The sequence below is a fragment of the Mesorhizobium sp. B2-5-7 genome (genome assembly GCF_006440875.1).
Taxonomy (GTDB): domain Bacteria; phylum Pseudomonadota; class Alphaproteobacteria; order Rhizobiales; family Rhizobiaceae; genus Mesorhizobium; species Mesorhizobium australicum.
Window position 1 is genome coordinate 305,750 of record NZ_VFUO01000004.1, and the last position, 23,242, is coordinate 328,991.

Below are 23,242 nucleotides of genomic sequence, written 5' to 3' on the forward strand. Positions count from 1 at the left end.
TCTGTGTGGCTTTCAGTTCGAGGCCTCAGTCCGTCCGCGCCAGAAGCTCTTCCAGCTTTTCCAGGAATTGCGGCCAACCCACCTTGGCGCCGCCATAGGCCCGCTTCTGGTCGGGCCGGAAACCGGCCTGCTCCATGCGCAAATGGGTTCCCGTTGGCGTCGGGGTGAGCGTGAAAGTCACCACGCTCCTGAGATCGAACGCTGGGTCCTGATGCGCGAGGTTCCAGCTGTAGGACAACCTCTTGTGCGGCTCCACGGCAAGCACCTCGCAGTCCAGCACGCCGCCCCAGTCGGCGCTGATGTTGAAGCGATGGCCGACGGCGGGTTTGAAATCGTTCTTCATCAGCCACTCCTCGATGAGATGCGGTTGCGTCAGCGCGCGCCAGAGTTTTTCGGGCGGATGGGAGATCTCCCGCTCGACGACGACAGTGCGGGTTTGCTGTGCACTGTCGTTCACTGGTCCATCCTTTTGAGCAAATCCTCGAGGTCGTCGAACCGGCTTTCCCAGAACCCCGCCATATGGCGTGTCCAGTCCATCAGCGGCGCCAGCGCGGCAAGCTGGGCGCTGTAATGCGTCTGGCGGCCTTGATGGCGGTCGCGCACCAGCCCGGCCTGCTTCAGCACGCCGAGATGCTTCGACACCGCCGGCTGCGAGACGCCGGACTGGCTGGTCAGCGCCCCGACCGTCTGCTCTCCCTGGCGGCACAGCCGCTCGAAGATCGCCCGCCGTGTCGGGTCGGCGAGCGTCCTGAAGAGCGTGTCATGAGCGTCTGGCATCTCTAATCGATAACCCGTTGGCTATTGGTTAACGTATAACCACACGGATATATGTTCGTCAAGCGAAAGATTGCAGCGTCCTGAATACGGTGGTGCTAGACGGCGACGTGGCTGCGACCGATCTCGCGCGCCACCAGTTCCTGCAATTGCCACAGATTGCGGTCGCGTATGCCGCAGGCGTCGAGATGGCGGATGGTCTCGAACAGATATTGCGCGCCCGAGCCCCAATGGCCGACGGCGTTGGCCAGCGTCGCGGCGACCGCGGGCTTGTCCAGTTTGCCGGCATAGCGCGGGTTGGCGGGATCGACGACGAAGCCGAGCGCCAGGCAAGGCCCGCTTTCGGTGCTGACCCGCAGCCAGCGCGGCACGTTGACGGCGGGCAGGATGGTCATTTCGCGGCGCAGCAGCGCTTCCAGATTGGCGGCAACCGGTTCGGCGATCTCGAACACCATGCCCTGGCACTGGCCGCCACGGTCGAGCGCCATCATCAGGCCGGGCTGCTCGAGCGTGCCGCGAAAGCGCTGCACCGTGAAGCAGAACGACCGGTGCCAGCCCCGCGCCACCGCCCGCTCGCCGCCCCTCACCTCGCCCGCCGGCTTCCACAACAATGAGCCATAGGCGAACAGTTTCAGCGGTCCGGTTGGTGCCGAGGCCAGGATCTCGTCGCGAAACCGCGCATAGTCGTCATCGGTCATCGGGATCATGCCCGGCACCGGCCCGGCATCCTCAACCGCGCGCAAGGTGCGCGCCACCAGCGCCTCGGTCAGCGCCATCGGCGCCTTGCGTGGCGGTGATTTGCGCGGTGCGGCGGAAATCGGCTTGCTCATTGTCGTGCCTCGGCCATGGCGGCCATGTTGCTGAAGGTTCGGGGATTCTCAAGAGCCAGAACCGTTCGAAACCTGGAATCCGCACCTGAGCCATCCCGTGCAGCAGCTTGATCGGATTCGATAAATTCGGGCGGCGTTCGGCGTCCCTTACGCCTATGACACCAGCGGCATCGGGGCTCTACGCCGGCGCGAGCGGCCGGAAGCAAGCACTTCGGAACGACATTGCCTCATAAGCGTTGTCGGCGGGGAGGAAGTCATGAACGATGCGCCGGCAACGCCCGTCGGCAGGCCGCTTTCGCCTGGCGAGCTGGTCACCGTGATGTCCCATTTCCATCGCGCCGAGATCGCCCGCATGGCGGGCTGGCGCGACCGCCTCGACCGCACCAGCAATTGGGCGATCACCGTTGTCGCGGCGATGCTGTCGGTGTCGCTGTCGACGGCCAGTGCCCATCACGGCGTGCTGCTGTTCGCCATGCTGCTGGTGCTGCTCTTGTTGTGGATCGAGGCGCGCCGCTACCGCTTCTTCGATGTCTATCGCGCCCGCGTGCGCCAGTTTGAGCGCCATTATTTCGCGCAGATCTTCTCGCCGCAGCCCGACTTTGCCTCCGACTGGCTGCTGATCCTCGGCGAGAGCCTGCGCACGCCAAAATTCCTGGTCTCGCAGCGCGTGGCGCTGGCGCGCCGCTTGCGCCGCAACTACCTGCACATGATGCTGATCCTGCTGCTCGCCTGGATCCTCAAACTGTCGACCCCGAGCCTGATTGACCAAGGCGTGCCGGTCGGCTTTGTCGGCACGATGCGCGAAGCTGTCGGCGCCGCGGCGCTCGGTCCCATTCCGGGCGTGGTCATCGTCGCCGTGGTTGCCCTCCTCTATGCCGTCCTGCTGGCAGCCGCCTTCCTGACACCGGGCGACGACGGCGAACTCTCCTTCGGCGACGTCCACGTCTGAGTTCGATACCTCGTGATGGATGGCTGCAACGCAAACCCCGGCCGCGCGTTGTGATGGTCAGTCCGCGGCGGCGTCTTGAAGGGACCCATGATCCACCCACTGGCAACAAGGTCGCACGGCACCGCGGCCGCCCTTTCGCTGGCCATCGTCGCCCTCGCCCCGGCAAGCCAGGCGCTGGCCGCGCAGCCGGCCGGCCACGCCTCGGGCATGGGCGGCTCGGCCGAAGGGCTGTTCGTCGCCGAGATCGTGCTTCTGCTTCTGGTCGGCCGTGGCCTTGGCGAAATCTTCCAGCGCTGCCGGCAGCCGGCGATCATGGGCCAGCTGATCGGCGGCATCCTGCTCGGGCCGTCGCTGTTCGGCTGGCTCTGGCCCGGCGCCCAGCATCTGATCTTCTCCACCGATCCGGCGCAGAAAAGCATGATCGATGCCGTCTCGCAGCTCGGCATCCTGCTGCTCCTGCTGCTGACCGGCATGGAGACGGATTTGCGGCTCGTGCGGCGGGTGGGTGCGGCCTGTTTTTCGATCTCGATCACCGGCGTCGTCCTGCCCTTTGCCTGCGGTTTCGCGCTGGCGCAGGTCTTGCCGGATTCGCTTCTGCCCGAGCCGAGCGAACGCATCGTCGCCGGGCTGTTCCTCGGCACGGCGCTGTCGATCTCCTCGGTGAAAATCGTCGCCATGGTGGTGCGCGAGATGAATTTCATGCGCCGCAATCTCGGCCAGATCATCGTCTCCTCGGCGATCATCGAGGACACGATCGGCTGGCTGATCATCGCCGTCACTTTCGGCATCGCCACCAATGGCAGCCTGCAGGTGCTGCCACTGGTCCTGACGGTCGCCGAAGTGGCGCTGTTCATGGTGTTCTCCTTCACCATCGGCCGCCGCCTGGTGTTCACCCTGATCCGCTGGAGCAACGACTCCTTCCGCAGCGAATACGCCGTCATCACCGTTATCCTCATCATCATGGGCGTGATGGCGCTGATCACCAACCTGATCGGCGTCCACACGGTGCTCGGCGCCTTCGTCGCCGGCATACTGGTCGGGGAATCGCCGATCCTGTCGGACCACATCGAAGGCCAGCTGCGCGGCGTCATCACGGCGCTGTTCATGCCGGTGTTCTTCGGCATGGCCGGCCTGTCAGCGGACCTCACCGTGCTTGCCGACCCGACTTTGGCGCTGCTGACGCTGGCGCTGGTGGCGATCGCCAGCATCGGCAAGTTCTCGGGCGCCTTCCTCGGCGGCCGGCTGGCCGGCATGTCCCTGAAGGAGTCTACCGCCGTCGGCAGCGCCATGAACGCGCGCGGCTCGACCGAGGTCATCGTCGCTTCGATCGGCCTCTCGATGAACATCCTCTCCCACAATCTGTTCACCATGATCGTCACCATGGCCGTCATCACCACGCTGGCCATGCCGCCAATGCTGCGCTGGGCGCTCGGCCGGCTGCCGGTCGGCGACACCGAAAAGCAGCGCGTCGACCGCGAATTGCTCGACGAGCGCGGCTTCGTCTCCAAGCTGGAACGGTTGCTGCTGCTCGTCGACGACAGCCCGGTTGGCAAATTCACCGCCTACCTCGCCGGTCTCGTCGGCGGTGGCAGCGGCATGCCGACCACGCTGCTCCACCTCGAGGACGGCAAACTGCCCGGCCCTGCCCGCGACAAAGGTCCCGAGCGGGCCTCCAAGCAGGTCAAGAGGGGGGCGGCCAGAAGCGCCAAGGCTGTCAGGAAGGCCGAGGATACGCCCGTCGACAAGGTCCACCTGACGGCCCGCACCGAGCTTGAAGCCACCACCGAGACGATCGCCGCGGAAGCCCGCAAGGGCTACGGCCTGCTGCTGGTCGGGCTGGACAACGCGCTGGCCGAAGGCACCTTCAGCGGCACGCTGAACGCCATCACCAGCGGCTTCGACGGCCCGCTCTGCCTGGTGCTGAATGGCGCCAAGGCTGATGGCAAGATGCCGATGCTGCGCGCCGGCGCGACCATTCTGGTTCCGGTGAACGGCACCGAGGTGGCGCGGCGCGCGGCCGATTTCGCGCTCGCCTTGGCGCGGCCGCACCGGGCGCGCGTGAAAGTCCTTTATGTCTCGCAGGCCCGCAAGGGCAGCCGGCCGAGCTCGGTTTCGCACCGCCGCGAGGAGGCCGTGCTCAAGGACGTCGCCGATCTCGCCGATCGCTATGGCGTCGCCGTCGACACCGCGATCAGGACGCGCGCCACGCCCGACAGGGCGATCGCCAGGGAAGCAGCCAAGGGCGCCGCCATGGTGGTGATGGGCGTCACGCAGCGGCCAGGCGACGAACTGTTCTTCGGCGACACGGCGAGCGCGGTTCTGGCCGCCGCCGCCTGCCCGGTCGTGCTTCTGGCCAGCGACCGCGTGCGCCGAACCGAAGCCGCCGCCGAGGAGGCGGCAGCCGAGACTGGGGCTTGATTCCTGTCAGCCTTGCCAGAGGACGCAATTCCCCGGGGAAGGCGCTTACGCACTTTTCCTGGAATTGCGCCTACAGGCCGAGGAATTGCCGCCCGATCACGTAGCCCAGCGCCGCCGCGACGAGCGGAAACAGCGCCGGCGCGACCTTGCCGAAGAAGGAGACGCTTGTGTCCTTGGGCGGCACATAGCGTCCATTGCCAAGATTCTTGGTCATTGCGTACCCCACGCCACCGGATAATTAGCAGATGCTTATTGACACATGGCCGCATTAACGGGTTGCAAAGAAATTCGATCGAAAGCCGGCCATTCGACTGGATGACTGGCGAATGCGGCTTGGCCTGGATCTCGGAAGCGGGTATGCCCCGGCCTCGCGCAGCCGCCGGGGGCATCGCGGCTGAGCGCTAGGTCCGGCAGACCGCCATGACGAAGAACTCGCGGTAGCAGAAGTCGGGATCGTCGAGCAGGCGATCCGGCCGCTGCTTCAGCTCCCGCCAATAGGCCTGGTCGGCGTCAGGCAGGGCGTAGCCCGGCGCGACGCTGGCAAAATAGGCCAGCAGGTCGCGAACATAGTCGCGCGTGAAGCGAGGCGCCGGCGCCCAGCGCTCGACCAGCCAGCCCTTGCGGCTGACGACCTCCAGGCCCGCCTGCCGCAGGCGTGCCGGAAGCGTCGAACCGCAATCGGTGCCGAGCACGCCCCGGTCGCGAAACCCCTGCAGCCTGGCGGCCATGAAGCGCGCCAGCAGGGCCCGGTCCATGGGCAGGATCTGCAGGATGGTCGAATCGAAATCCTTGACCGCGAGGATGCCGCCCGGCTTCAGCACGCGCCTGGCCTCGCCGACGGCAAGCTCGAACTCGGCCGGCGTCAGATACTGCATGACATTGCCGGACCAGACGCAATCGAACGATGCGTCGGCGAAGGGCAGAGACAGGATGCTGCCGACATGCGTGGCGAGTTCCGGCGGCTCGGACAGCGTGCCCGCGAGCGCCTCGACCCGGCCGATGTTTTCGGGCGCGAGGTCGAGCGCGGCAATGAAGCCGGAGGAGCCGACGGCCCCGGCGATGAGCGGCAGGAAGCCGCCGCTGCCGCAACCGGCATCGAGCACGCGCCAGCCCGGGCGAATGCCGGCGTCGAGCAAGGCCGCCTCGTATTCGGGCCGCGACGATTCGAAATGAAGATCGAGCCAGCCGGCCTCGCTCGCTTCGTGGCCGGTGGACGTTTGGTTCCTGCCAGACAAATGATGACCCCCCATGGCGCGGCAGCGATAGAAGCGCACGGAGCGCCATCGCGCAATGCCCTGCGCGGCGTGGAACCGACGCCGGTCTACGCCGGCAGGGACGGCTCGGTATTGGGTTCCAGCGCCTCTTCCGCCTCATGGTCGTCCGGAAGCACGTCGCCATGCACCGCCAGCGGCCGGCCGATCCAGATGGGATCGACCAGATGGTCGCGCCTGGGATTGCTCGTGTTCGGGTGGACGAGGATGCTCAGGCCGCCATGGTTCAGCATCAGCCACGGAACCAGCGCGCCGAAGATCCCGGTCGCGAAGGAGATCTGGTACATGGCCTTGTCATGCGGCCCGACCTGTCTGTCGTGCCAATTGCCCAGGCGCACGCGGAACCGTTCCGCGATGCGCAGCCGCAGCCATTCGGCATGCTGCCGCTCGGCGTGGCCGTCGAAATAGACATGCGCGTGATAGCTGGCGATCTCGGCAAGTGGCCGTGGACTGTCTTGGCTCATCTCGATGCCCTCCTCCTCCCGCCATTCAGCCCGAGAGCGCGGTCTTAAGCAAGGTCACCGACTGCCGCTCGGCCCCCGGGACGACCGGCACCGGCTGGACGCGGTTCCCGGCTCCCGCGCATGCCGTCACGCCGCCGGCGCCGCGAGGCTTTCGGCCCCGCCCACATCGTGTAGTCTGACCGTCCCGTTGGAAAGTGACAAGATGAACGCCGCCGAAACCTTGCCCTATCTGTCATCCCGGCTGCTCGACCGCCTGTCGATCTCGACAGTCGACATGGTCGACGAGATCGAACGCCAGATCGTCGGCCAGCGGCGCGGCGAGGTCTGGTGCGCGCCGAAGGCGGTCGTGCTGCCGGGCGACGACCGCTACATCATGGCGACGCTGGGCGTCGCCTCCACGCCGCCCGTGCTGGCGACGAAATCGCTGGTCGTCAATCCGCGCAATGCCGAGCGCGGACTGCCGACGCTCAATTCGCTGATCACGCTGCTCGATGCCGAGACCGGCCTGCCGCTTGCCCTTGTCGACGGCAATTGGGTGACCGAGAAACGCACGGCTGCCTTGAGCGCCGTCGCCGCCAGGCGCATGGCGCGCGGCGATGCGTCATCCCTGGCCTTCATCGGCTGCGGGGTGCAAGCGCGCGGCCACCTCGAAGCCTTCGCCGACCTCTTCCCCTTGCGCGAAATCCGCGCCTTCGGCCGCGGCACCGCCAACCGCGACGCGCTGTGCCAAATGGCGCAATCGCGGGGTCTGGAAGCAATCCCCTGCGACACCGCAAAGGCCGCGGTCGAAGGCGCCGACATGGTGGTGACGACGGTGACTCTGGTGCCCAAACCCGAACCCTTCCTCGACGCCAACTGGCTGAAGCCGGGAAGCTTCGCCGTGATGACCGACCAGGCCCTGCCCTGGCTGCGAGAGACCATGCCCCGCTTCGACCGCATCATCGTCGACGATCTGGAGCAGGAGAGAACCATGGCCAAGCCGATGGTCGACCTGGCGATGGTTGCCGGGGATTTGACCGGGCTGGTCTGCGGGGACTTTGCGGGGCGGGAGAGCGCAGGCGAGACGACGGCGTTTGTTTTTCGAGGGCTGGCCGTGGGGGATCTGGCGGTGGCTGGGTTGGTGTATCGAAGGGCGCGGGCGGCGGGGTGCTTGGAGCGTAGGGCGGTGCGGGAGAGCGTCCCGCGTGTGGCTAGATAGGGGCCGCTAGCCCTCGGTCCGCCATCCGAGCGAGCTCAGCGCATTGGCAACCGACCCATGTCTGTCATTTGCAGTTGAAATCCGAAATCCGGAAAGCTGCCATTGTTCGGCTTTCGCATCGAAAATCCCAGATAGTGCCTCACTTCATCACCGCAGCGGCGAGGTCTGGAAGAGTAGGTATCAGACGTTTTGCCCCTTAAGGGCTTAGAGTCCTCCCATGCCCATCACGAACCGACCGAATTTTGTCTTCAAAAGGACAAGCAATTCGTCTGTTGAGGTAAGGGCCTCAAGTTCATTACGCGTTACGACAAGGACAATAAGACCACCAAGAAGGAATTCTTCTCTCAGATGCGCGTGGGCGGCGGTTTTGGCGGCAGGATCGCCCGTAATCCCGTTGGCCGCGACAAGCAGGCCAAACTTCATTCCGAAAACCCTGAGCTTTGAAGTAAAGGCACGGCACGTCGCCGTGTTCACTGAGGCTTCCCAATTCTTGCACTCGATGACGAGATAGGGCGGGAGAAACGGCAGTCCATCCGGATGACCGTTGTTGGAAAGTAGCAGGTCAATCTCGCAAGATCCTGCAGCATCTTCGGCGTTCTTGTAGATGAGTGTTACGCCACTGAAGAGGCAAAGCGTCGCGCGCACCACTTCCTCAAGTGCGTCGCCCTTCTGGTCCGTGTTCCCCTGATCCCCTGCGGCGAGCTGCGCGACGATCTGTTGTTGTGGGATAGCGACCATCACATAAGTCCGTGCGCAGCGCGGTTACGAAGATCGCGCACATACCACCCCAGACGGCCATCGGTTGTGAGCGCAACGAAATGGTCGACTGAAAGCCAAAATACATTTGGCGACTTGAATCTAAATGAGGGCGGCGGTTCCCGCTCAGTGAGCAAGAAACCGGACTTTATTCCGCTCGCACTCATGAACTGAAGTAGCTGATCTTCGACTTTGCGTGCCAGAGACGGCGAGGTCTCGCGCTTTACCTCAATCACGGCTGGGTCAAGAAGCTGAGGTTCCTGAGCGGCCAGCCAAATCAGCAAATCCGGCCGCAGCTTGGCGGCCTGATTGGCAGGCTCCACTATGGCACTTCCCCCTGCCAACAGGACGACATCGAAGACTCGCTTTTCGAGAGTGCTGTGAGGCTCAGACAAGCTGGCCGGAAACTCGGATTTCGGCAGCACACTGCTTTGGTTTGGTGGATTTAAGTGACCCCGCTCAAAAATGTCCTCGTGTGGCGTCGCCAGGAAAGCGTCAAGCTGAAAACCGAGCGTACCTCTTTCCCTAAGTCCAACTTCCGCGACAAGAAACAACGACTGAACTGCGGAGTTGACCCGCTTGTTAGTCGCAAGCGCGAGAACCGGCTTTCGCAGGCCCTCCGCAATGCCGACCTCGTACATCACTCGATAGTCACTCCGGCTTCCGTCGAAGATGGCGATCAAGAAATCGCAGCGCTCGATTCCGGTCGCAGGACGCAAATCTCCGGGCGCGTCCGTTGCCGCCCAATTCCAGGCAATAGCTCGCTCGCCAAGCAGCAACGTAAGGGCACCAAGGTCAATTCCGAACGGCGCCGAAATGTAGCAGCGGTGATATTGTCGCGTAGGTTCCGTGAACATTCGTGTACTCTCCGATGCCTCTATTCAGGCTCTTACGCGTCCCGGGTCAAATGCTGCCCCGTCGCGCGCGACTCGCGCTCAGTGCCAGAGCTACATCTTTGGGGCCAGAAGCAGACTGGCAGTTGGCAGGGTCGGAATATGAGAGAGTGGGTGGCCATCATTCGATCCGAAGTGGGCCTCCGGCCAAACCCTATATACGCATGTACTATTGCCAGGGTTCGATTGGTTGACGCCGCGAATATTCGGTCCAAGTCGAAAGATCAAGGATAAGTCGGTATTTGTCCCGTAAGCGATCAAACATCAAGCGGTCTCGCGGTTCAGGCCCACCCGCAGCCGCCGGTTTGGAATGAAGATATTTGCCAAGTACGCCGAGCAGGAAATCGGGCACGCTGATACCAAAATTCGGTTTTGAGACAAATTTTACAACACACAATTTCGGGTGACGGTTGTTCGCACGCTTGAGCTGATCATGTGCACATTGAACCAAACTTCTCACGGCCTCCTGCGAAACTTTACTGTTTTCCTCGAAGTAAAGGCAAACGAACTGGCTTTCGGCCGCGATCAAGCGGCGTGAGATCATCGCCCCCAGCAACCGCAAATAGGTGTCCTCGTAGTTGCGCGGATCGGCGCAAGGATGGAACGCGACGTAGCCTTCGAACGGCATCGAAGCCAGGCGTTTCACATAACTATGGCGAAGGTCTTCCGTGGCATCGGCAAAGTGCAGTCCCCTCTTCCGAAGAGCGTCTATATTCCCGGCGGCCCAAAAATCTTGCATTTCGGCCTCAAGCACCTCGCGCGTCTCTTGGACGATCCGCTCCTCGTGTTGGCTAACGGACATAGCTAGCGCTAGCACCGTTGTTCCAGCCCGTTTGAATTCTGCTTCGTCAACAAAGATATAAAATGGCTCGCGATTTTGTTTCTTCGGCTTGAAGCTCGGCTTCTTACCGTTCACACGCAAGATCTCATTCCATTGCATCTTTAGCGGTGCCGCGATACACGGTTCGTGGTGAGCCACGAACTTCACCATGCCGTCAATACTGTTGAGGGCTTGTTGGATCACATCAGAATCGTTTGTTCCGATCCGTCGGAAGTGATCATCAATTCCGAATTTTTCCATGTAGTAAAGCTGCTGCCGAAGCGCCTGCTTTCGATCGCGCGGGACATGGGGCTGGGCAGGATCGCTGACGCTGAGACCCGTTACATAATGAGACTGCCCGCGCTTTGACCAACGAGTTTTCCCTTCTGCTATCTGGAACCCATGCTGGCGTAGACAATCTTCGATGCGTTCAAGGGTCGGTAGCTCACCGTTCCCCGAAAATGTGATGTCGTCAGCGTATCGGGAGTACCGTGCGTTCGATTGATCCGCAAGAATACCAAGGTCAAGATCAATCGGCAGAGCAATTGCGTTCGACAGAACCGGACTGGTCGGAAGGCCAAGCGCCAATGCTCCCTCAATCGTCACGAACCGGCTGAGCAAATCGGAAACGGTCGCATTCACTCCCATTGCAAGGAAAAGCTTTTTGATGTGCCCTTTGGAAATGTTTGGAAAGAAGTCGGCGAGGTCGAGAGACAAAATCCGGGCGCTTCCTGCATGGACCTGCGCGTTCTCCCGAATGTTTCGACCAGGTCGATAGCCGAAAGCGCTCTCATGTGGGTAGCCCACAAGGTGATGACGAAAAAAAGCGTCGAGCTTTCTCGCAAGACCCTTGTAGCTGCTCTTGAGGAGGATGGGTTCCCAAACTGTCCGAAATCCACGGTTTCTATTCTTTTTTGGAACGCGATGGCGCAAGAACACTGGGATGGTAATCGTCTTGATCGCCTCAGGGCTGTTCTTGGCCGTTGGCGAATCGATTGGAGGTTGAAACGTTAAGACGAGATCTAGCATTGTCTCGTCTATGCCAAGCACCGCCGTTAGTGCCTCACGTGTCGTAATGCGGCTGAAATCATAAAGAGATGTCATTGGAGAGAACCGTGAAGCGGGGCGGCATAACACAGGAAAAGCAAGTGGTTCTGTAGACAGCAGACGCGACTCGCGCCTCAAACCATGAAGTCACACCGCCCCGTTGCAGTAATATCACGTTCCTCGCTTAGAGCAATTGTATACGCGAAGACGTGCTCGACATCGTGGGTTAGGTAGCCCGCCTCCGATCTCGTTGCAGGACGGTGCCGCAGCCCGCCTGCCGCCGTCAGTGGCACGTCGTTGTTGCTCACCCAGCGTCGGAGTCGAGGAGCCGTTCGTCGACGATTCAATTGTCCGCTTTCCACGTGGAGGCCAACCTCAGGAATTCGTGCAGCCACGACTTCCGTCATGGTGGCGGCAAGGTCTGCTTTCAGGAAGAGCCAAAGTTGCCTACGACGGCTGAAATAGGGCGCAAAGCTGACACTTACACCTCACATCCCCCTCACCCCCCAGCCAACCTCGGCAGCAAAAATATCTCCGCCCCCGGCGGCAGCTCCTTGCTCCACGTATCCCGATAGATCGTCCCGTCGATCGCGACCGCGATCCCACGGTCGATCCATGGCTCCAGGCCGGGATACTGTTCAGCCAGTTTTCTGAACAGCTCCCTGATGTCCTTGGCCTCGACCTCGACCTTGCTCTTGCCTCCGGCGGTCGTGGCCAGCGCGCCCCAGAGCGTGACTTCGACCATCAGACCCTCATCATGGCTTAGCCTTCCCGTTCCGCCTCGATCGCCGCGAGAATCCGCGGCGGCGACATCGGGATGTGGGTCATGCGCACGCCGGCCGCGTTCGACACCGCGTTGGCGATTGCCGCCAGCGGCGGCACGATCGAGGTTTCGCCGACGCCGCGCACGCCATAGGGGTGGTTGGGGTTGGGGATTTCCAGGATCTGCGTGTCGATCATCGGCAGGTCGGAGCAGACCGGGATGCGGTAGTCGAGGAAGCCGGCGTTCTGCAGCCTTCCGTCCTTGCCGTAAATATACTCCTCGTTGAGCGCCCAGCCGATGCCTTGCGCGGCACCGCCCTGGTACTGGCCCTCGACATAGGTCGGGTGCACCGCCTTGCCGGCATCCTGCACCACCGTGTAGCGGATCACCCTGGTCGAACCCGTCTCGGGGTCGACCTCGACATCGCATATATGGGTGGCGAAGGAGACGCCGGCGCCGTCGGCGACGAGTTCGCTATGGCCGGCGATCGGCCCGCCCGTGGTGCCCGATTTGGCCGCGATCTCCTTCAGCGACAGCTTGCCGAGATTGCCGTGCTTCTCGCCCTTGGCGACCGCGTGGCCCTGTTCCCAGATCACGTCATCGACGGAGATGTCCCACATTTGCGCGGCGCGCTCGCGCAGGATTTTTATCGCGTTGCGTGCGGCCGAGATGGTCGCCATCGAGGACGAGAAGGTGCCGCGGCTGCCGTCGGTCATGTCGTTGTAACCGAGGGACGAGGTGTCGGCGACCACCGCCTTGAGCTGGGAATAGTCGATGCCGAGCTCCTCCGCCGCGACCAGCGACAGCGAGGCGCGGGAACCGCCGACATCGACGGTGCCGACGGCCAGCGACACCGAGCCGTCCATGCCGATGTTCAAGTCCACGCAGGTCTGGCCGCCGAAATTGAACCAGAAGCCGCAGGCCATGCCCCTGCCCTGGTTCTCCTTCAGCGGCGCCTTCATGTGCGCATGGCTCTTCACCGCTTCCAGCGTCGGGCCGATGCCGATCGGGCCGTAGACGGGGCCGTAGGAGGAGCGCGTGCCTTCCTGCGCGGCGTTCCTGATGCGGAACTCGACCGGATCCATGCCGAGCTCCTTGGCGAGCTCGTCGACGGCGCTTTCCACCGCGAAGGCCGCCATCGGCGCCGACGGCGCGCGGTAGGCGGCGGTCTTCGGCCGGTTGACCAGCACTTCGTAGCCCACCGTCTTGACGTTATCGAGACGATAGCAGGCGAACGCCGTCATGGCGCCGATCTCGGCCCAGGAGCCGGCATAGGGGCCGGCGCTGTAGCGCAGCGTCGCTTCGGCGGCGGTAATGGTGCCGTCCTTGCGGGCGCCGATCTTGACGTCGATCGAGGTGGCGCTGGTCGGGCCCGAGGCGCGGAACACCTCGTCGCGGGTCATCACCAGCTTCACCGGGCGGCCGGCCTTGCGCGACAGAGCGAGCGCCACCGGCTCGGCCCAGACATGGGTCTTGCCGCCGAAGCCGCCGCCGATCTCGGACGAGGTGACGCGCAGCTTCGAGGCTTCCATGCCAAGCAGCTGGGCGCAGTGCTGGCGATAGACGAAATGGCCCTGCGTGCAGACCCAGAGATCAGCGGTGCCGTCGGAGCTGACATTGGCCACGCAGGCATGCGGCTCGATATAGCCTTGGTGCGTCTGCTCGGTCTTGAACGAGCGCTCGACGATGAAGTCGGCCTGCCCGAAACCCTGATGGACGTCGCCATGGCCGAACTGCGAGCGCTTGGTGACGTTGGAAGCCTTGACCGGTTTTTCCTCCAGCCCTTCGGTGAAGATCGTGTCGTTGATCAGCGGCGCGTGGTGCGCCATCGCCTCGTCGACATCGGTGACATGCGGCAGCACCTCGTAGTCGACCTCGATCAGCTTCAGCGCCTGCCTGGCGGTGCGGGCGTCGATCGCGGCGACGGCGGCCACCGCATGGCCGTCATAGAGCGCCTTGGTGCGCGCCATGCAATTGTCGAGGATGTCGTACATGGCGGCATCGCCGTCGGTGAGGTCGGGCAGGTCGGCGGCGGTGATCACCGCCTTGACGCCCGCAAGCGCTTCCGCCTTGGAAGTGTCGATCTTGCGGATCTTGGCATGCGCGTGCGGGCTGCGCAGCACGCGGCCGACCAGCTGGCCGGCCATGTTGAAGTCGGCGCCATAGCGGGCGCGGCCGGTCACCTTGTCGACACCGTCGGGACGGATCGGGCGCGTGCCGACGGATGCGAATTTACGCCCCGAAAAACGCGGATCGAAATTCATCTCAGGCTCCCTTCATAACGATGGCCGCGTCCTGGACGGCGCGCACGATCTTGTCATAGCCGGTGCAGCGGCAGAGATTGCCGGCCAGGCCGAAGCGGATTTCCTCCTCGGTCGGGTCGGGGTTCTTGGCCAGGAGATCCTTGGCCGCGATCAGGAAACCTGGCGTGCAGATGCCGCATTGCAGCGCCGCATGCTCCAGGAATTTCTGCTGCAGCGGGTGCAGCCGGTCGCCATGCGCCATGCCCTCGACGGTCTCGATGCGGCGGCCTTCCGCTTCCGCGCCCAGCACCAGGCACGAACACACCAGCCGGTCGTCGACGATGACGCTGCAGGCGCCGCAGTCGCCCGTGCCGCAGCCTTCCTTGGCGCCGGTCAGTCCGAGCCGGTCACGCAGCACGTCGAGCAGCGTCTCGTCGGGCTGGCAGAGATATTCGACATTGTCGCCATTGATCGTCGTTGAAACCGCTACGCCAGCCATCATTTGCCTCCTGCACGTGCATAGGCGGTCATTGCGGCCCGCCTGGCCAGCACGCCCGCAACCTTGCGCCTGAATTCGATTGTGCCTCTTTTGTCGTCGATCGGCCGGCACGCCCCGGCGCAGACCTTGGCCAGCCGCTCCAGCGCCGCTTCGTCGAGCTTGCGGCCGATCAAGGCCTCGGCCGCTTCTTCCACCAAAAGCACGGTCGGCGCGGCGGCGCCGATCGCCACACGGGCAGCCGTCACGACGCCAGCACCGTCGAGCGTCAGGTTCACGCCGGCGCTGACCACGGCGATGTCCATCTCCGTGCGCGGAATGAACCTGAGATAGGCATCGGCCGAACGCGGCGCGGGCTTGCCGAGCAGGATCGCCTCGATGATCTCGCCCTTGGCGAGCGAGGTCCGGCCCGGCGCGGTCGGCACCGTCTCGACCGCAATGGTGCGCTTGCCCGACGGGCCGACGACCACGGCCCTGGCGCCCGCAGCCACCAGCGCCGGAACGCTGTCGGCCGCCGGCGAGGCGTTGCACAGATTGCCGACAATGGTGCAGCGTCCCTGCACCTGCTTCGAGCCGATCAGCTTGGCCGCCTCGACCACGCCAGGCCAAGCCTTCTTCAGCGCGGCGTTCTCGCCCAGCACGGCGCAAGGCACGGCGGCGCCGATGCTGAAACCGTCGGCGGTTTCCCTGATGTCGCGCAAGCCGGCGATCGACTTGATGTCGATGATCAGTTCGGGTTCGACAAAGCCGCCCTTCATCCTCACCAGGAGGTCACTGCCACCGGCAAGGATGGCGGCCGGGCCGGCCGATCCGGCCAATTGGCCGACGGCGTCTTCGATTGAAAGCGGACGTATGTAGCGCATCGTCTCCCCTTGGTATCGCGATTTTCAGCGACCGTTATAAACAATCGTCTCATAATGACCATCCGTTTCCCGAGCCGAGGCGATTGGGCCAGGTGCGGCAAAATGCGGTCCACTCGACCTGGAACATGGCCGCGAAGCGTCAGCCAGTGGGGCCAATTGGGGCTTGACCGCCCCGCCTCGTGCGTCAATCCTTCCCGGCCAAGGGAGGAATTTCCATGCGACGTCTGTTGGCTGTGCTTTGCGCCGTGATGCTGGCCGCGCCGGCTGGCGCCGCGACGCTCTATTACGGCGCCCGGGTTGGAATGGAGCTTACCATCGTCAAAAAGTCGGGCATCGGCTCCACGCACGCCAGCATCCTGGCCAGGCACGACAGGCGCAAGGCCCGCCTCTACTGCCGCGAATACGGCCATGATTTCACCGAGGAGTGCATTGATGCGGAAATGAAGGCGCCCCTGCATTTCGAAATCACCGCCAACTGCAAGACCGGCGAATTCACCACTTTCTATGGCGCCGCCATGCTGTTCCAGGGCCGCAACAAGGGCACGGATGTGACGACGGATTACCGGATCACCGCCGTCGACGAAAAGGTGGTGCTGGATGGCTCCGGCGCCTCGGGCTACGATTATACGCTGGACCAGTTCAAGGCGCTCTGCCCCAACCGCGTGAAGTAGACCGATCGCGAGGCCTGGCCCGCCAAAGCCCGGAACTTGGACCGTGGTAGGCAAGGCCGTTTATCGCTAGCACAGGACCGCAGTGGAGGCGAAAGACCATGACCCTGACCAATCGCGACATTGTCGAACTGACCGAATGGCGGCGCAAGCTGCACCGGCAGCCGGAAATCTCGAACGAAGAGGAGAAGACGGCGAAAGAGGTCGTCTCCTTCCTCGCCGACACCGGGCCGGACAAGGTGCTGACCGGCCTCGGCGGCCACGGCGTCGCGGCCATCTACGACAGCGGCAAAAACGGACCAACCGTCCTGTTTCGGTCCGAACTCGACGCGCTGCCGATCGAGGAACTTTCCGGCGTGCCGCATGCATCGCAAATTCCGGGCAAGTCGCATATGTGCGGCCATGACGGGCACACCGCCATCCTGGCCGCCCTTGGCCGCCAGTTCGGCCGCGAACGGCCCGCCAGCGGCCGCGTCGTGCTGATGTTCCAGCCGGCCGAGGAAACCGGCAATGGTGCGGCCGGCGTCGTCGCCGATCCGCGCTTTGGCGAGATCGCGCCGGATTTCGCCTTCTCGCTGCACAATCTGCCCGGCGTGCCGTTCGGCGAGGTCAGGCTCAAGCCCGGCGTGGTCAATTGCGCCTCGCGCGGCATGCGCATCGTGCTGGAGGGCAAGACCGCGCATTCCTCCATGCCCGAGACCGGAACCTCGCCCATGCCGGCGATCTCGGAGCTGATGCCGGCCCTGCCCGCGCTCGGCCGCGCGACTTTCGCCGACGATGATTTCTCCATGGTCACCGTCACCCATGCGCGGATGGGGGAAGCCGTGTTCGGCATCGCGCCCGCCCACGCCGAGGTCTGGGCAACGCTGCGCACACGCCGCGACGAGCGCATGGCGGACCTCTGCGCCGCCGCCGAAACCCTGGTCAAGGAGATTGCCGGACGCCACGGCCTCTCCGCCAGTTGGGACTATCATGAGATCTTCGTCGCCAGCGTCAACGCGCCGGATGCTGTCGAGCACCTGCGGCGCGCCCTCGATGAAGAGAGCGTCGCGCATGGCGAGGAAGCCTTGCCGATGCGCGCCTCGGAGGATTTCGGCCTGTTCGGCCACAGCGCCAAGTCGGCGATGTTCTTCCTCGGTGCGGGCGAGCGGCACCCTGCCCTGCACAATCCCGACTACGACTTTCCCGACGATTTGATCCCGATCGGCTCGAAGATCTTCATGAGGACCGCGCGCAACCTTCTCGGCTGATCTCGGCGGCATCCGGCCAGCACTGTGGCAAAGCTCCGTCCCCGATCGACTGGCCACCTGGATGCCTCGAACTGGATATTTCCAACGGGCCGGATTGTGTGGCATCTGTGAGGGCAATGCGAGGAGTTCGAAAATGTACACGCCGCCCGCCTTCCGCGACGACGACAAGGATAGCCTGATCGCGACGATCCGCGCCGCGCGGCTGGCCAATCTCGTCACCGCCACGGCGGACGGGCCGCTCGCCACCCCCCTGCCGCTTTTTCTCGATGAAACCGAGGGCGAGCACGGCGTCATCCATGGCCATCTGGCCAAGGCCAACCCGCAGTGGCGCGTTCCCGCGATCGGCGACGGGCTCGCCATCTTCATGGGCCCGGACGCCTATGTGACGCCGGCCTGGTACGCCACCAAGCAGGAAACCGGCAAGGTCGTGCCGACCTGGAACTACGCCGCGGTTCATGCCTACGGGCCGGTCGAGTTCTTCGAGGATGCGGACAGGCTGCTGGAAGTCGTCACCCGGCTGACCAACCTGCATGAGGGCGCGCGCGCCGCGCCCTGGGCCGTGTCGGACGCGCCGCCCGACTTCATCCAGTCGCAGCTTCGCGGCATTGTCGGCCTGCGCATGCCGGTCGTCAGGCTCGAAGGCAAGCGCAAGATGAGCCAGAACCGCAACGCCGCCGACCGCGCCGGCGTGGCCTCCGGGCTGGCCGCGAGCGAGCGTCCATCCGACCGCGAGGTCTCCGCCCTCATCTCGTGAAGGCACGGCGCCTCACCTTGCCAGCACCAGGTCCGCGTCGTCGAGAACGTACCGGACATAACGGTAGTCGCGAATGAAGCTGATCCGGCCGTCGCGCCATTCCAGCCACATGAAATGACTGGGTTTCGCGTCGGCCCGGTCTTCGAACACCGCGATCACCTCGCGGCCCTCGACCCATGCCGGCCTGAGCCACAAGCCGTCGCTCCTGGCGTAGATGGTGAAGAACATGCCGACGTCGGCGGCCCCCGCGCGCGGTTTGTGCGTGGACTGATGGAGCCTCACATCGTCGGCCAGCAGCGCGCGCAAGCCGTCCCAGTCGCGTCGGTTGAACAGATTGACGTAGCGCAGGATGGCCGCCGATGCGATGCGCGCATCGGGGAGCGGATTGGCCTCGGCGTTGATCCGCCGAAGCCGGGCGCGGCCGCGCGCCAGATGCGCCTTCACCGCATCGACCGTGATGCCGAGCAGGGCCGCGATGTCGGCCAGCGGCTCGTCGAGCACATCCCTGAGGATGACCACGCTGCGTTGCGTCACCGGAAGCTCGGCGAAGCGCGACACGGCGGTTTGCACGGCTTGCCTGCGCATCAGCACCTCCACCGGGTCGGCTTCGTCGGCTATCTCGAGCGCCGCCTCGATCGGCTCCGCGGCGCGGATCGCGCGACTGCGCAACAGGTCAAGCGCGCGGTTGTGGGCGATCCGGAACAGCCAAGGCCTGAGCCGAGGCACCTCACACAACTCCTCCAGGGCAACGACGGCGCGCGCGAACGTGTCCTGCACGACATCCTCGCCGTCGATGACCGAGCCCATCAGGCGCGAACAATAGCGGTGCAGCTCCGGCCGCAAGGCAGTGGCAAGGGCAAGCAGCCCTTCCTGCCGGTTGCGCTCCCCCGCTGGCTTTCCGTCGTTCAAGGACCCGCGCCCTCCATGATCGTCACTCCCGCGTCGCCGCTGAGGCCAAAGACGACGCCCTCGCCATATTGCGGGTCTTCCAGCAGCGAGACCACCCTGTCGCCGAACGCCCGGGGCGGCATCGGCGCGCCGAAGCGGGTGACGAATTGTTCCGGCGTGATGCCCATTGAGCCGGCATAGGCGCTCGCCGCCGCATCGCCGATGCCGGTGTCGAGGATCATCTGCCGCGGCACGATCGCCTGGAAGCGGATGCCGAGGCCTTTCTCCTGCGCCACGCCATTGGCATATTTGGCCATGAACCAGAGCATCCGCTTGGCGCCGCCATAACCGCCCGACATCTGCGACCCGGTGACGGCCGCACCGCTCGACCCGACCAGCACCCGGCTGCCCGGCCCGAGCGGCAGGTTCAGCGCCGCCTGCAGCCAGTAGAGCCCGGCCTTGACATCGGTTTCCCATGCGATGGAGAAGTCCTCCCACTTCAACTGGTCCAGCCGCCCCATGCGGGGCGTGGCACCGGCGTTGAGCACCAGTATGTCAGGGCGGACCTCGCCAAGAATGCGATAGGCGGCGTCCTCGTCCGTGACATCTGCGGCGATGGTGGCGACCCCAAGCCGCGCACCGACCGCCTGCAGCGCCTCGGCGCCCCGGGCGACCACGGTCACGCCGGCGCCTTGCTCGACCAGCGCTTCGACCAATCCGAGGCCAAGCCCACGGCTGCCGCCGGTGACCACGATTTTCTTATCCCTGAGGCTCATTTGACCCTGCTCCAGTGTTTCACTGTAGCTGAGACGTTTGAGGATCTGGAAAAGAGTCAGCGGTGGGGGAGATTTGTCGTCAGCCAGAAATCAGGTCGACGGTCCGCGCCGCTGCTCGCTATCAATCTTGACGAAAATTGGTGCGCCGGTTTGGACATTGGGGCGCAACATGTGCTCCATGGGCAGGTGACGAAGCGGTGGGAAAGAAGTGAAGCGCGTTTTTCGATTGTTTGCGGCGGCCGTCATGGCGTCCGCGCTGAGCGGCTGCACCAGCGTTTCCTACTACGCGCAATCGCTGGAGGGCCATGTCCGGATCATGGCCGCGCGCCAAGACGTTGGAAAACTGATCCAGGCCCCTTCGACGCCGGAGGCATTACGCGCCAAGCTGACGTCGGCGAGCGCCATAAGGCGGTTCGCGACGGATGAGCTGGCACTGCCCGACAACAGCAGCTATCGCAGCTATGTCGACATCCACCGGGATGCCGTGACCTGGGCCGTTTTTGCCGCCCCGCAATTCTCGCTCACGCCCAAGACATGGTGCTTTCCGGTTTTCGGCTGCGTTCCCTACCGGGGATACTTCGATCGGAAATCCGCGACCGAAAGCGCCGTGGCACTTCATCGACAGGGGCTGGACGTCTATGTCACCGGCATCACCGCCTATTCCACGCTGGGCTGGTCCAGCGACCCGCTGCTCTCGACCATGCTGCGTCAGGACGACACCTATCTGGCGAGCCTTGTCTTTCATGAACTGGCGCATCAGCGCCTCTATGTGAACGGCGATTCCGCATTCAATGAGGCTTTCGCGGTCGCCGTCGAAACCACCGGCACGAGAAAATGGCTCCGCGCCGCCGGCGATCGCGCCGGATTGCGCCGCTACGAGGCCGATCGCAAGCGCAGCGCCGATTTTCTCGCACTGGTGTCGAAAACCCGCGACGAGTTGCGGCAGGTCTATGAAAGCTCCCGGCCCCCCGACGGGATGGCGGCGGCCAAGGCAGCCACGCTCGACAGGTTGCGGACGCGCTACCGGCAAATGCGCGACGGAAGCTGGGCCGGATACCGGGGATACGACGCCTGGTTCAATGCGCCGATCAACAACGCAAAGCTCGCCGCGACGTCTGTCTATGGCGAACAGGTTCCTGCGTTTATTCGCCTGTTCGAGCTGTGCTCCAGCGACTATCCGAGATTCTACGCTTCCGTTCGACGGATCGCTGACCTGCGCGAACCGGCCCGTGCCGAAGCGCTCAAGGCGGCGACCAGCTGCGATTGACCTGAGCAAACACGGCGGCCTTTGGCGTGCTCCGATAGCTCTAAGCCTGGTTCGCCAGGACCAACGGTCCTATGTGCGCGGCGAGCACGAAACGCTCGCATTGCTCGCCGTCGGACTCATCGATGAAGCTGTCGACATGTTTGAAGCCGAGCTTCGCCAGTATCCGCAGCGACGCGACATTGCGCGCCGCCGCCTCGGCCGTCACCTGTGCGAGCGCCAGGGTCTCGAAGGCGTAGCGAATGACCTCGCGGGCCGCCTCGGAGCCCAGCCCCTGCCCCCAATGCGCACGCCCCACCACAAATCCCAATGCGGCCGACCTGGCGTCGTCCGCGCCAAAGGACAGGGTTATCGTCCCGATCGCGTCCGCCACGCCTGGCTGGTCTATCGACCATTTGATCGCCCGGCCGTCGGCGAACCGCTGACGCGCAAGGGCGAGCCATCGCTCGCCCGCGCCGATGTCGTCGGCAACGAGATCGCCGGCAAGGGAGGCGGATCCGACATCGCTCGCGCGCGCGAACCAAGCCGGGATATCCCGCTCGCCCGGCGCCCGAAGCACGAGCCTTGGTGCGGTGAGCCTGGGAACTGCTTTCATGGAGAGCATTTTCGCCCCGGGGTAGCGCCAATGCAACGGCGCGGAAGGCCGCGGCGGCTGACCGCCAGGCCGGAACCCCAAGGTGCGCCCAACCGCGTTCAGCCTCAGCGCCGTGCGCTTCAATCACATCCAGCACTTCTTCAATCACTCCGGGACGATCCGGCTCCGCCGGTCAACGAGTGGCGTGAGATTTGGTGATGTAGCCAGCCCACCCTAGGGCGGGCTGGGGCATTTCTGTGCCGAATTATGAGAGCGCCGCGGGGTGGAGCGAAGTGGCGGACGGCGACGAAGCTCCGGCCTCGACGAGTGCGGCCGCTTGTAGTTGGTCTCCATTGCCATAGCCGCGCATCCACGAGAACCGCACAGATCACGAGCCGATCATGGATTCGTCGCCGAGTCTTGGGCAGTGGCCGAGAAACACCTACCGGAGGGACCGAGAAGGTGTTCGCAGCGCGTTTGCGGGCTAGAGGCTCTTTGCCCGTCTGCTTCTCTCTCAGCTTCTCTCTCAGCTTCTCTCTGAAGCCTTTTACGCACAACATTGACACCACTGTCGCTAGCTTCTAGAGAGAGGGCTAACCTAACCAGAGAGGAATACCCAAATGACCAACGTGTTTTCAACTCCAGACAAGGTGATCAACCGCGACAAGCTGTTCAAGGCGGCCCTGATGACGCTGGAGAAAGAGGGCTGGGAAGTCAGCCGCATCAAGGGAACAGGCAAGTCCAGCGTCCGGCGCATCACCAAGGACGGAGAGAGCAAGGTCGCTTCGATCCGGACGACGCAGAATACGTGGGTCGCCTTCCCGCGGAACAAGTCCGACACGGCATGGGGCACGCTCGAAGGCACCGACGTGGTCGTCGCCGTCTCGGTCGATGAGAAGGATTCACCGCGCTTCGCGCAAGTCCACTTCGTCGAAGGTGACGAAATGAGGGGGCGTTTCGACCGCGCCTACGCTGCCCGGAAGGCGGCCGGTTACAAGATGCCTGTCGGCCGCGGCATCTGGCTGTCGATGTACGATCTCGAGGCCAAGAGCCCGGTGACGCTCGTCGGAGCCGGGATCGGGCTGGACAACCCTGCCGTGGGGCGCATCCCCCTCTCCAGCATCGAGGCCGGCCAGTGGGACGCCGAAGAAACCGACGCCGACGAGGCTGAAGGGTCCGGGAACGCGGACGAGGTTCCGCTGACGATCGCCGAGGCGAAGCGGCGCCTGGCCATGACGTTCGGGGTCGACCCTTCGGCGATCAAGATCATCGTCGAAGGATGA

At 64.1% G+C, this 23,242-nt stretch carries 24 protein-coding genes; 8 read left to right on the forward strand and 16 right to left on the reverse strand.

The annotated features are described in order from the left end of the window. Nucleotides 1-25: 25 nt before the first annotated feature. From FJ543_RS19500 to FJ543_RS19510, 3 genes are all read right to left on the reverse strand, one after another. Nucleotides 26-457 (reverse strand): SRPBCC domain-containing protein, encoded by a 432-nt coding sequence (locus tag FJ543_RS19500; RefSeq protein ID WP_015316759.1) that lies wholly within the window; start codon nt 455-457, stop codon nt 26-28. After that, nucleotides 454-777 carry a metalloregulator ArsR/SmtB family transcription factor gene (locus FJ543_RS19505; protein ID WP_140617871.1) on the reverse strand — a complete coding sequence of 108 codons (324 nt, stop codon included), beginning with the start codon at nt 775-777 and terminating at the stop codon, nt 454-456. Before FJ543_RS19505 ends, FJ543_RS19500 begins: the two co-directional genes overlap by 4 nt. Before the next feature lie 95 nt (nt 778-872). After that, nucleotides 873-1,604, reverse strand: a complete 732-nt coding sequence (locus tag FJ543_RS19510) for a gamma-glutamylcyclotransferase (RefSeq protein WP_140663591.1) — start codon at nt 1,602-1,604, stop codon at nt 873-875. 256 nt (nt 1,605-1,860) lie between these two features. Between FJ543_RS19510 and FJ543_RS19515 the strand changes: the two genes are divergently transcribed. Both FJ543_RS19515 and FJ543_RS19520 read left to right on the forward strand, forming a co-directional pair. Further along, nucleotides 1,861-2,553, forward strand: a complete 693-nt coding sequence (locus tag FJ543_RS19515; protein ID WP_140724925.1) for a DUF2270 domain-containing protein — start codon at nt 1,861-1,863, stop codon at nt 2,551-2,553. A gap of 87 nt (nt 2,554-2,640) precedes the next feature. Further along, nucleotides 2,641-4,971, forward strand: coding sequence for a cation:proton antiporter (locus FJ543_RS19520; RefSeq protein ID WP_224622606.1), 2,331 nt, complete (start codon nt 2,641-2,643; stop codon nt 4,969-4,971). A 70-nt stretch (nt 4,972-5,041) separates the two neighbouring features. Here the strand turns inward: FJ543_RS19520 and FJ543_RS31495 are convergent, their stop codons facing one another. From FJ543_RS31495 to FJ543_RS19530, 3 genes are all read right to left on the reverse strand, one after another. Continuing rightward, nucleotides 5,042-5,185, reverse strand: coding sequence for a hypothetical protein (locus tag FJ543_RS31495; protein ID WP_181166483.1), 144 nt, complete (start codon nt 5,183-5,185; stop codon nt 5,042-5,044). A 187-nt stretch (nt 5,186-5,372) separates the two neighbouring features. Next, nucleotides 5,373-6,206, reverse strand: coding sequence for a methyltransferase domain-containing protein (locus tag FJ543_RS19525; protein ID WP_224622608.1), 834 nt, complete (start codon nt 6,204-6,206; stop codon nt 5,373-5,375). Between the two features lie 86 nt (nt 6,207-6,292). Further along, nucleotides 6,293-6,706 (reverse strand): DOPA 4,5-dioxygenase family protein, encoded by a 414-nt coding sequence (locus tag FJ543_RS19530; RefSeq protein WP_140876536.1) that lies wholly within the window; start codon nt 6,704-6,706, stop codon nt 6,293-6,295. A gap of 202 nt (nt 6,707-6,908) precedes the next feature. Between FJ543_RS19530 and FJ543_RS19535 the strand changes: the two genes are divergently transcribed. Continuing rightward, a complete protein-coding gene (locus FJ543_RS19535) occupies nt 6,909-7,904 on the forward strand; it encodes an ornithine cyclodeaminase family protein (RefSeq protein ID WP_140876538.1) in 996 nt (331 codons plus the stop codon). Nucleotides 7,905-8,108: 204 nt separating this feature from the next. Here the strand turns inward: FJ543_RS19535 and FJ543_RS19540 are convergent, their stop codons facing one another. The 7 genes from FJ543_RS19540 to FJ543_RS19570 form a co-directional block, all read right to left on the reverse strand. Further along, the gene (locus tag FJ543_RS19540; protein ID WP_140876540.1) at nt 8,109-8,642 is read right to left on the reverse strand and encodes a hypothetical protein; all 534 of its coding nucleotides are present in this window, start codon (nt 8,640-8,642) and stop codon (nt 8,109-8,111) included. Beyond that, the gene (locus tag FJ543_RS19545; RefSeq protein ID WP_140876542.1) at nt 8,642-9,517 is read right to left on the reverse strand and encodes a nucleoside 2-deoxyribosyltransferase; all 876 of its coding nucleotides are present in this window, start codon (nt 9,515-9,517) and stop codon (nt 8,642-8,644) included. The genes FJ543_RS19540 and FJ543_RS19545 overlap by 1 nt, the downstream gene beginning before the upstream one ends. A gap of 205 nt (nt 9,518-9,722) precedes the next feature. Beyond that, on the reverse strand, nt 9,723-11,477 hold the full coding sequence (locus FJ543_RS19550) for a reverse transcriptase family protein (protein ID WP_140876544.1): 1,755 nt from the start codon (nt 11,475-11,477) through the stop codon (nt 9,723-9,725). A gap of 442 nt (nt 11,478-11,919) precedes the next feature. Further along, the gene (locus FJ543_RS19555) at nt 11,920-12,165 is read right to left on the reverse strand and encodes a MoaD/ThiS family protein (RefSeq protein WP_140509248.1); all 246 of its coding nucleotides are present in this window, start codon (nt 12,163-12,165) and stop codon (nt 11,920-11,922) included. Nucleotides 12,166-12,182: 17 nt separating this feature from the next. Next, entirely contained in the window at nt 12,183-14,447 is a 2,265-nt protein-coding gene (locus tag FJ543_RS19560; protein ID WP_140876546.1) for a xanthine dehydrogenase family protein molybdopterin-binding subunit, read from the reverse strand. 1 nt (nt 14,448) lies between these two features. After that, complete coding sequence (locus FJ543_RS19565; RefSeq protein ID WP_015316741.1) at nt 14,449-14,925, reverse strand: (2Fe-2S)-binding protein; 477 nt, start codon at nt 14,923-14,925, stop codon at nt 14,449-14,451. Further along, on the reverse strand, nt 14,925-15,785 hold the full coding sequence (locus tag FJ543_RS19570) for a xanthine dehydrogenase family protein subunit M (RefSeq protein ID WP_140876548.1): 861 nt from the start codon (nt 15,783-15,785) through the stop codon (nt 14,925-14,927). Before FJ543_RS19570 ends, FJ543_RS19565 begins: the two co-directional genes overlap by 1 nt. 215 nt (nt 15,786-16,000) lie before the next feature. On the opposite strand from FJ543_RS19570, the gene FJ543_RS19575 reads away from it, so the two are divergent. From FJ543_RS19575 to FJ543_RS19585, 3 genes are all read left to right on the forward strand, one after another. Then, the gene (locus FJ543_RS19575; RefSeq protein ID WP_140824308.1) at nt 16,001-16,456 is read left to right on the forward strand and encodes a hypothetical protein; all 456 of its coding nucleotides are present in this window, start codon (nt 16,001-16,003) and stop codon (nt 16,454-16,456) included. 98 nt (nt 16,457-16,554) lie between these two features. Further along, nucleotides 16,555-17,703, forward strand: a complete 1,149-nt coding sequence (locus FJ543_RS19580; protein WP_140876550.1) for an amidohydrolase — start codon at nt 16,555-16,557, stop codon at nt 17,701-17,703. Between the two features lie 133 nt (nt 17,704-17,836). Continuing rightward, nucleotides 17,837-18,457, forward strand: a complete 621-nt coding sequence (locus FJ543_RS19585) for an FMN-binding negative transcriptional regulator (protein WP_140617838.1) — start codon at nt 17,837-17,839, stop codon at nt 18,455-18,457. Between the two features lie 12 nt (nt 18,458-18,469). Here FJ543_RS19585 and FJ543_RS19590 read toward each other — a convergent pair whose 3' ends face one another. Both FJ543_RS19590 and FJ543_RS19595 read right to left on the reverse strand, forming a co-directional pair. After that, a complete protein-coding gene (locus tag FJ543_RS19590) occupies nt 18,470-19,366 on the reverse strand; it encodes a sigma-70 family RNA polymerase sigma factor (RefSeq protein WP_140876553.1) in 897 nt (298 codons plus the stop codon). Beyond that, nucleotides 19,363-20,121: an SDR family oxidoreductase gene (locus FJ543_RS19595; RefSeq protein ID WP_140876555.1), complete on the reverse strand. Its 759-nt coding sequence runs from the start codon at nt 20,119-20,121 to the stop codon at nt 19,363-19,365. Before FJ543_RS19595 ends, FJ543_RS19590 begins: the two co-directional genes overlap by 4 nt. Nucleotides 20,122-20,365: 244 nt before the next feature. On the opposite strand from FJ543_RS19595, the gene FJ543_RS19600 reads away from it, so the two are divergent. Continuing rightward, entirely contained in the window at nt 20,366-21,388 is a 1,023-nt protein-coding gene (locus FJ543_RS19600) for an aminopeptidase (protein ID WP_140876557.1), read from the forward strand. A 40-nt stretch (nt 21,389-21,428) separates the two neighbouring features. Here FJ543_RS19600 and FJ543_RS19605 read toward each other — a convergent pair whose 3' ends face one another. After that, nucleotides 21,429-21,989, reverse strand: coding sequence for a GNAT family N-acetyltransferase (locus FJ543_RS19605; protein ID WP_224622612.1), 561 nt, complete (start codon nt 21,987-21,989; stop codon nt 21,429-21,431). A 590-nt stretch (nt 21,990-22,579) separates the two neighbouring features. Between FJ543_RS19605 and FJ543_RS19610 the strand changes: the two genes are divergently transcribed. Beyond that, a complete protein-coding gene (locus FJ543_RS19610) occupies nt 22,580-23,242 on the forward strand; it encodes a hypothetical protein (protein WP_140876559.1) in 663 nt (220 codons plus the stop codon).

Excerpts from the sequence above, each read along its gene's own strand:
- FJ543_RS19505 (WP_140617871.1), bottom strand. The coding sequence starts at position 777 with ATGCCAGACGCTCATGACACGCTCTTCAGGACGCTCGCCGACCCGACA.
- FJ543_RS19510 (WP_140663591.1), bottom strand. The coding sequence starts at position 1,604 with ATGAGCAAGCCGATTTCCGCCGCACCGCGCAAATCACCGCCACGCAAG.
- FJ543_RS19515 (WP_140724925.1), top strand. The coding sequence starts at position 1,861 with ATGAACGATGCGCCGGCAACGCCCGTCGGCAGGCCGCTTTCGCCTGGC.
- FJ543_RS19520 (WP_224622606.1), top strand. The coding sequence starts at position 2,641 with ATGATCCACCCACTGGCAACAAGGTCGCACGGCACCGCGGCCGCCCTT.
- FJ543_RS31495 (WP_181166483.1), bottom strand. The coding sequence starts at position 5,185 with ATGACCAAGAATCTTGGCAATGGACGCTATGTGCCGCCCAAGGACACA.
- FJ543_RS19530 (WP_140876536.1), bottom strand. The coding sequence starts at position 6,706 with ATGAGCCAAGACAGTCCACGGCCACTTGCCGAGATCGCCAGCTATCAC.
- FJ543_RS19535 (WP_140876538.1), top strand. The coding sequence starts at position 6,909 with ATGAACGCCGCCGAAACCTTGCCCTATCTGTCATCCCGGCTGCTCGAC.
- FJ543_RS19540 (WP_140876540.1), bottom strand. The coding sequence starts at position 8,642 with ATGGTCGCTATCCCACAACAACAGATCGTCGCGCAGCTCGCCGCAGGG.
- FJ543_RS19545 (WP_140876542.1), bottom strand. The coding sequence starts at position 9,517 with ATGTTCACGGAACCTACGCGACAATATCACCGCTGCTACATTTCGGCG.
- FJ543_RS19550 (WP_140876544.1), bottom strand. The coding sequence starts at position 11,477 with ATGACATCTCTTTATGATTTCAGCCGCATTACGACACGTGAGGCACTA.
- FJ543_RS19555 (WP_140509248.1), bottom strand. The coding sequence starts at position 12,165 with ATGGTCGAAGTCACGCTCTGGGGCGCGCTGGCCACGACCGCCGGAGGC.
- FJ543_RS19560 (WP_140876546.1), bottom strand. The coding sequence starts at position 14,447 with ATGAATTTCGATCCGCGTTTTTCGGGGCGTAAATTCGCATCCGTCGGC.
- FJ543_RS19565 (WP_015316741.1), bottom strand. The coding sequence starts at position 14,925 with ATGGCTGGCGTAGCGGTTTCAACGACGATCAATGGCGACAATGTCGAA.
- FJ543_RS19570 (WP_140876548.1), bottom strand. The coding sequence starts at position 15,785 with ATGCGCTACATACGTCCGCTTTCAATCGAAGACGCCGTCGGCCAATTG.
- FJ543_RS19575 (WP_140824308.1), top strand. The coding sequence starts at position 16,001 with ATGCGACGTCTGTTGGCTGTGCTTTGCGCCGTGATGCTGGCCGCGCCG.
- FJ543_RS19580 (WP_140876550.1), top strand. The coding sequence starts at position 16,555 with ATGACCCTGACCAATCGCGACATTGTCGAACTGACCGAATGGCGGCGC.
- FJ543_RS19585 (WP_140617838.1), top strand. The coding sequence starts at position 17,837 with ATGTACACGCCGCCCGCCTTCCGCGACGACGACAAGGATAGCCTGATC.
- FJ543_RS19595 (WP_140876555.1), bottom strand. The coding sequence starts at position 20,121 with ATGAGCCTCAGGGATAAGAAAATCGTGGTCACCGGCGGCAGCCGTGGG.
- FJ543_RS19600 (WP_140876557.1), top strand. The coding sequence starts at position 20,366 with ATGGCGTCCGCGCTGAGCGGCTGCACCAGCGTTTCCTACTACGCGCAA.
- FJ543_RS19605 (WP_224622612.1), bottom strand. The coding sequence starts at position 21,989 with ATGCTCTCCATGAAAGCAGTTCCCAGGCTCACCGCACCAAGGCTCGTG.
- FJ543_RS19610 (WP_140876559.1), top strand. The coding sequence starts at position 22,580 with ATGACCAACGTGTTTTCAACTCCAGACAAGGTGATCAACCGCGACAAG.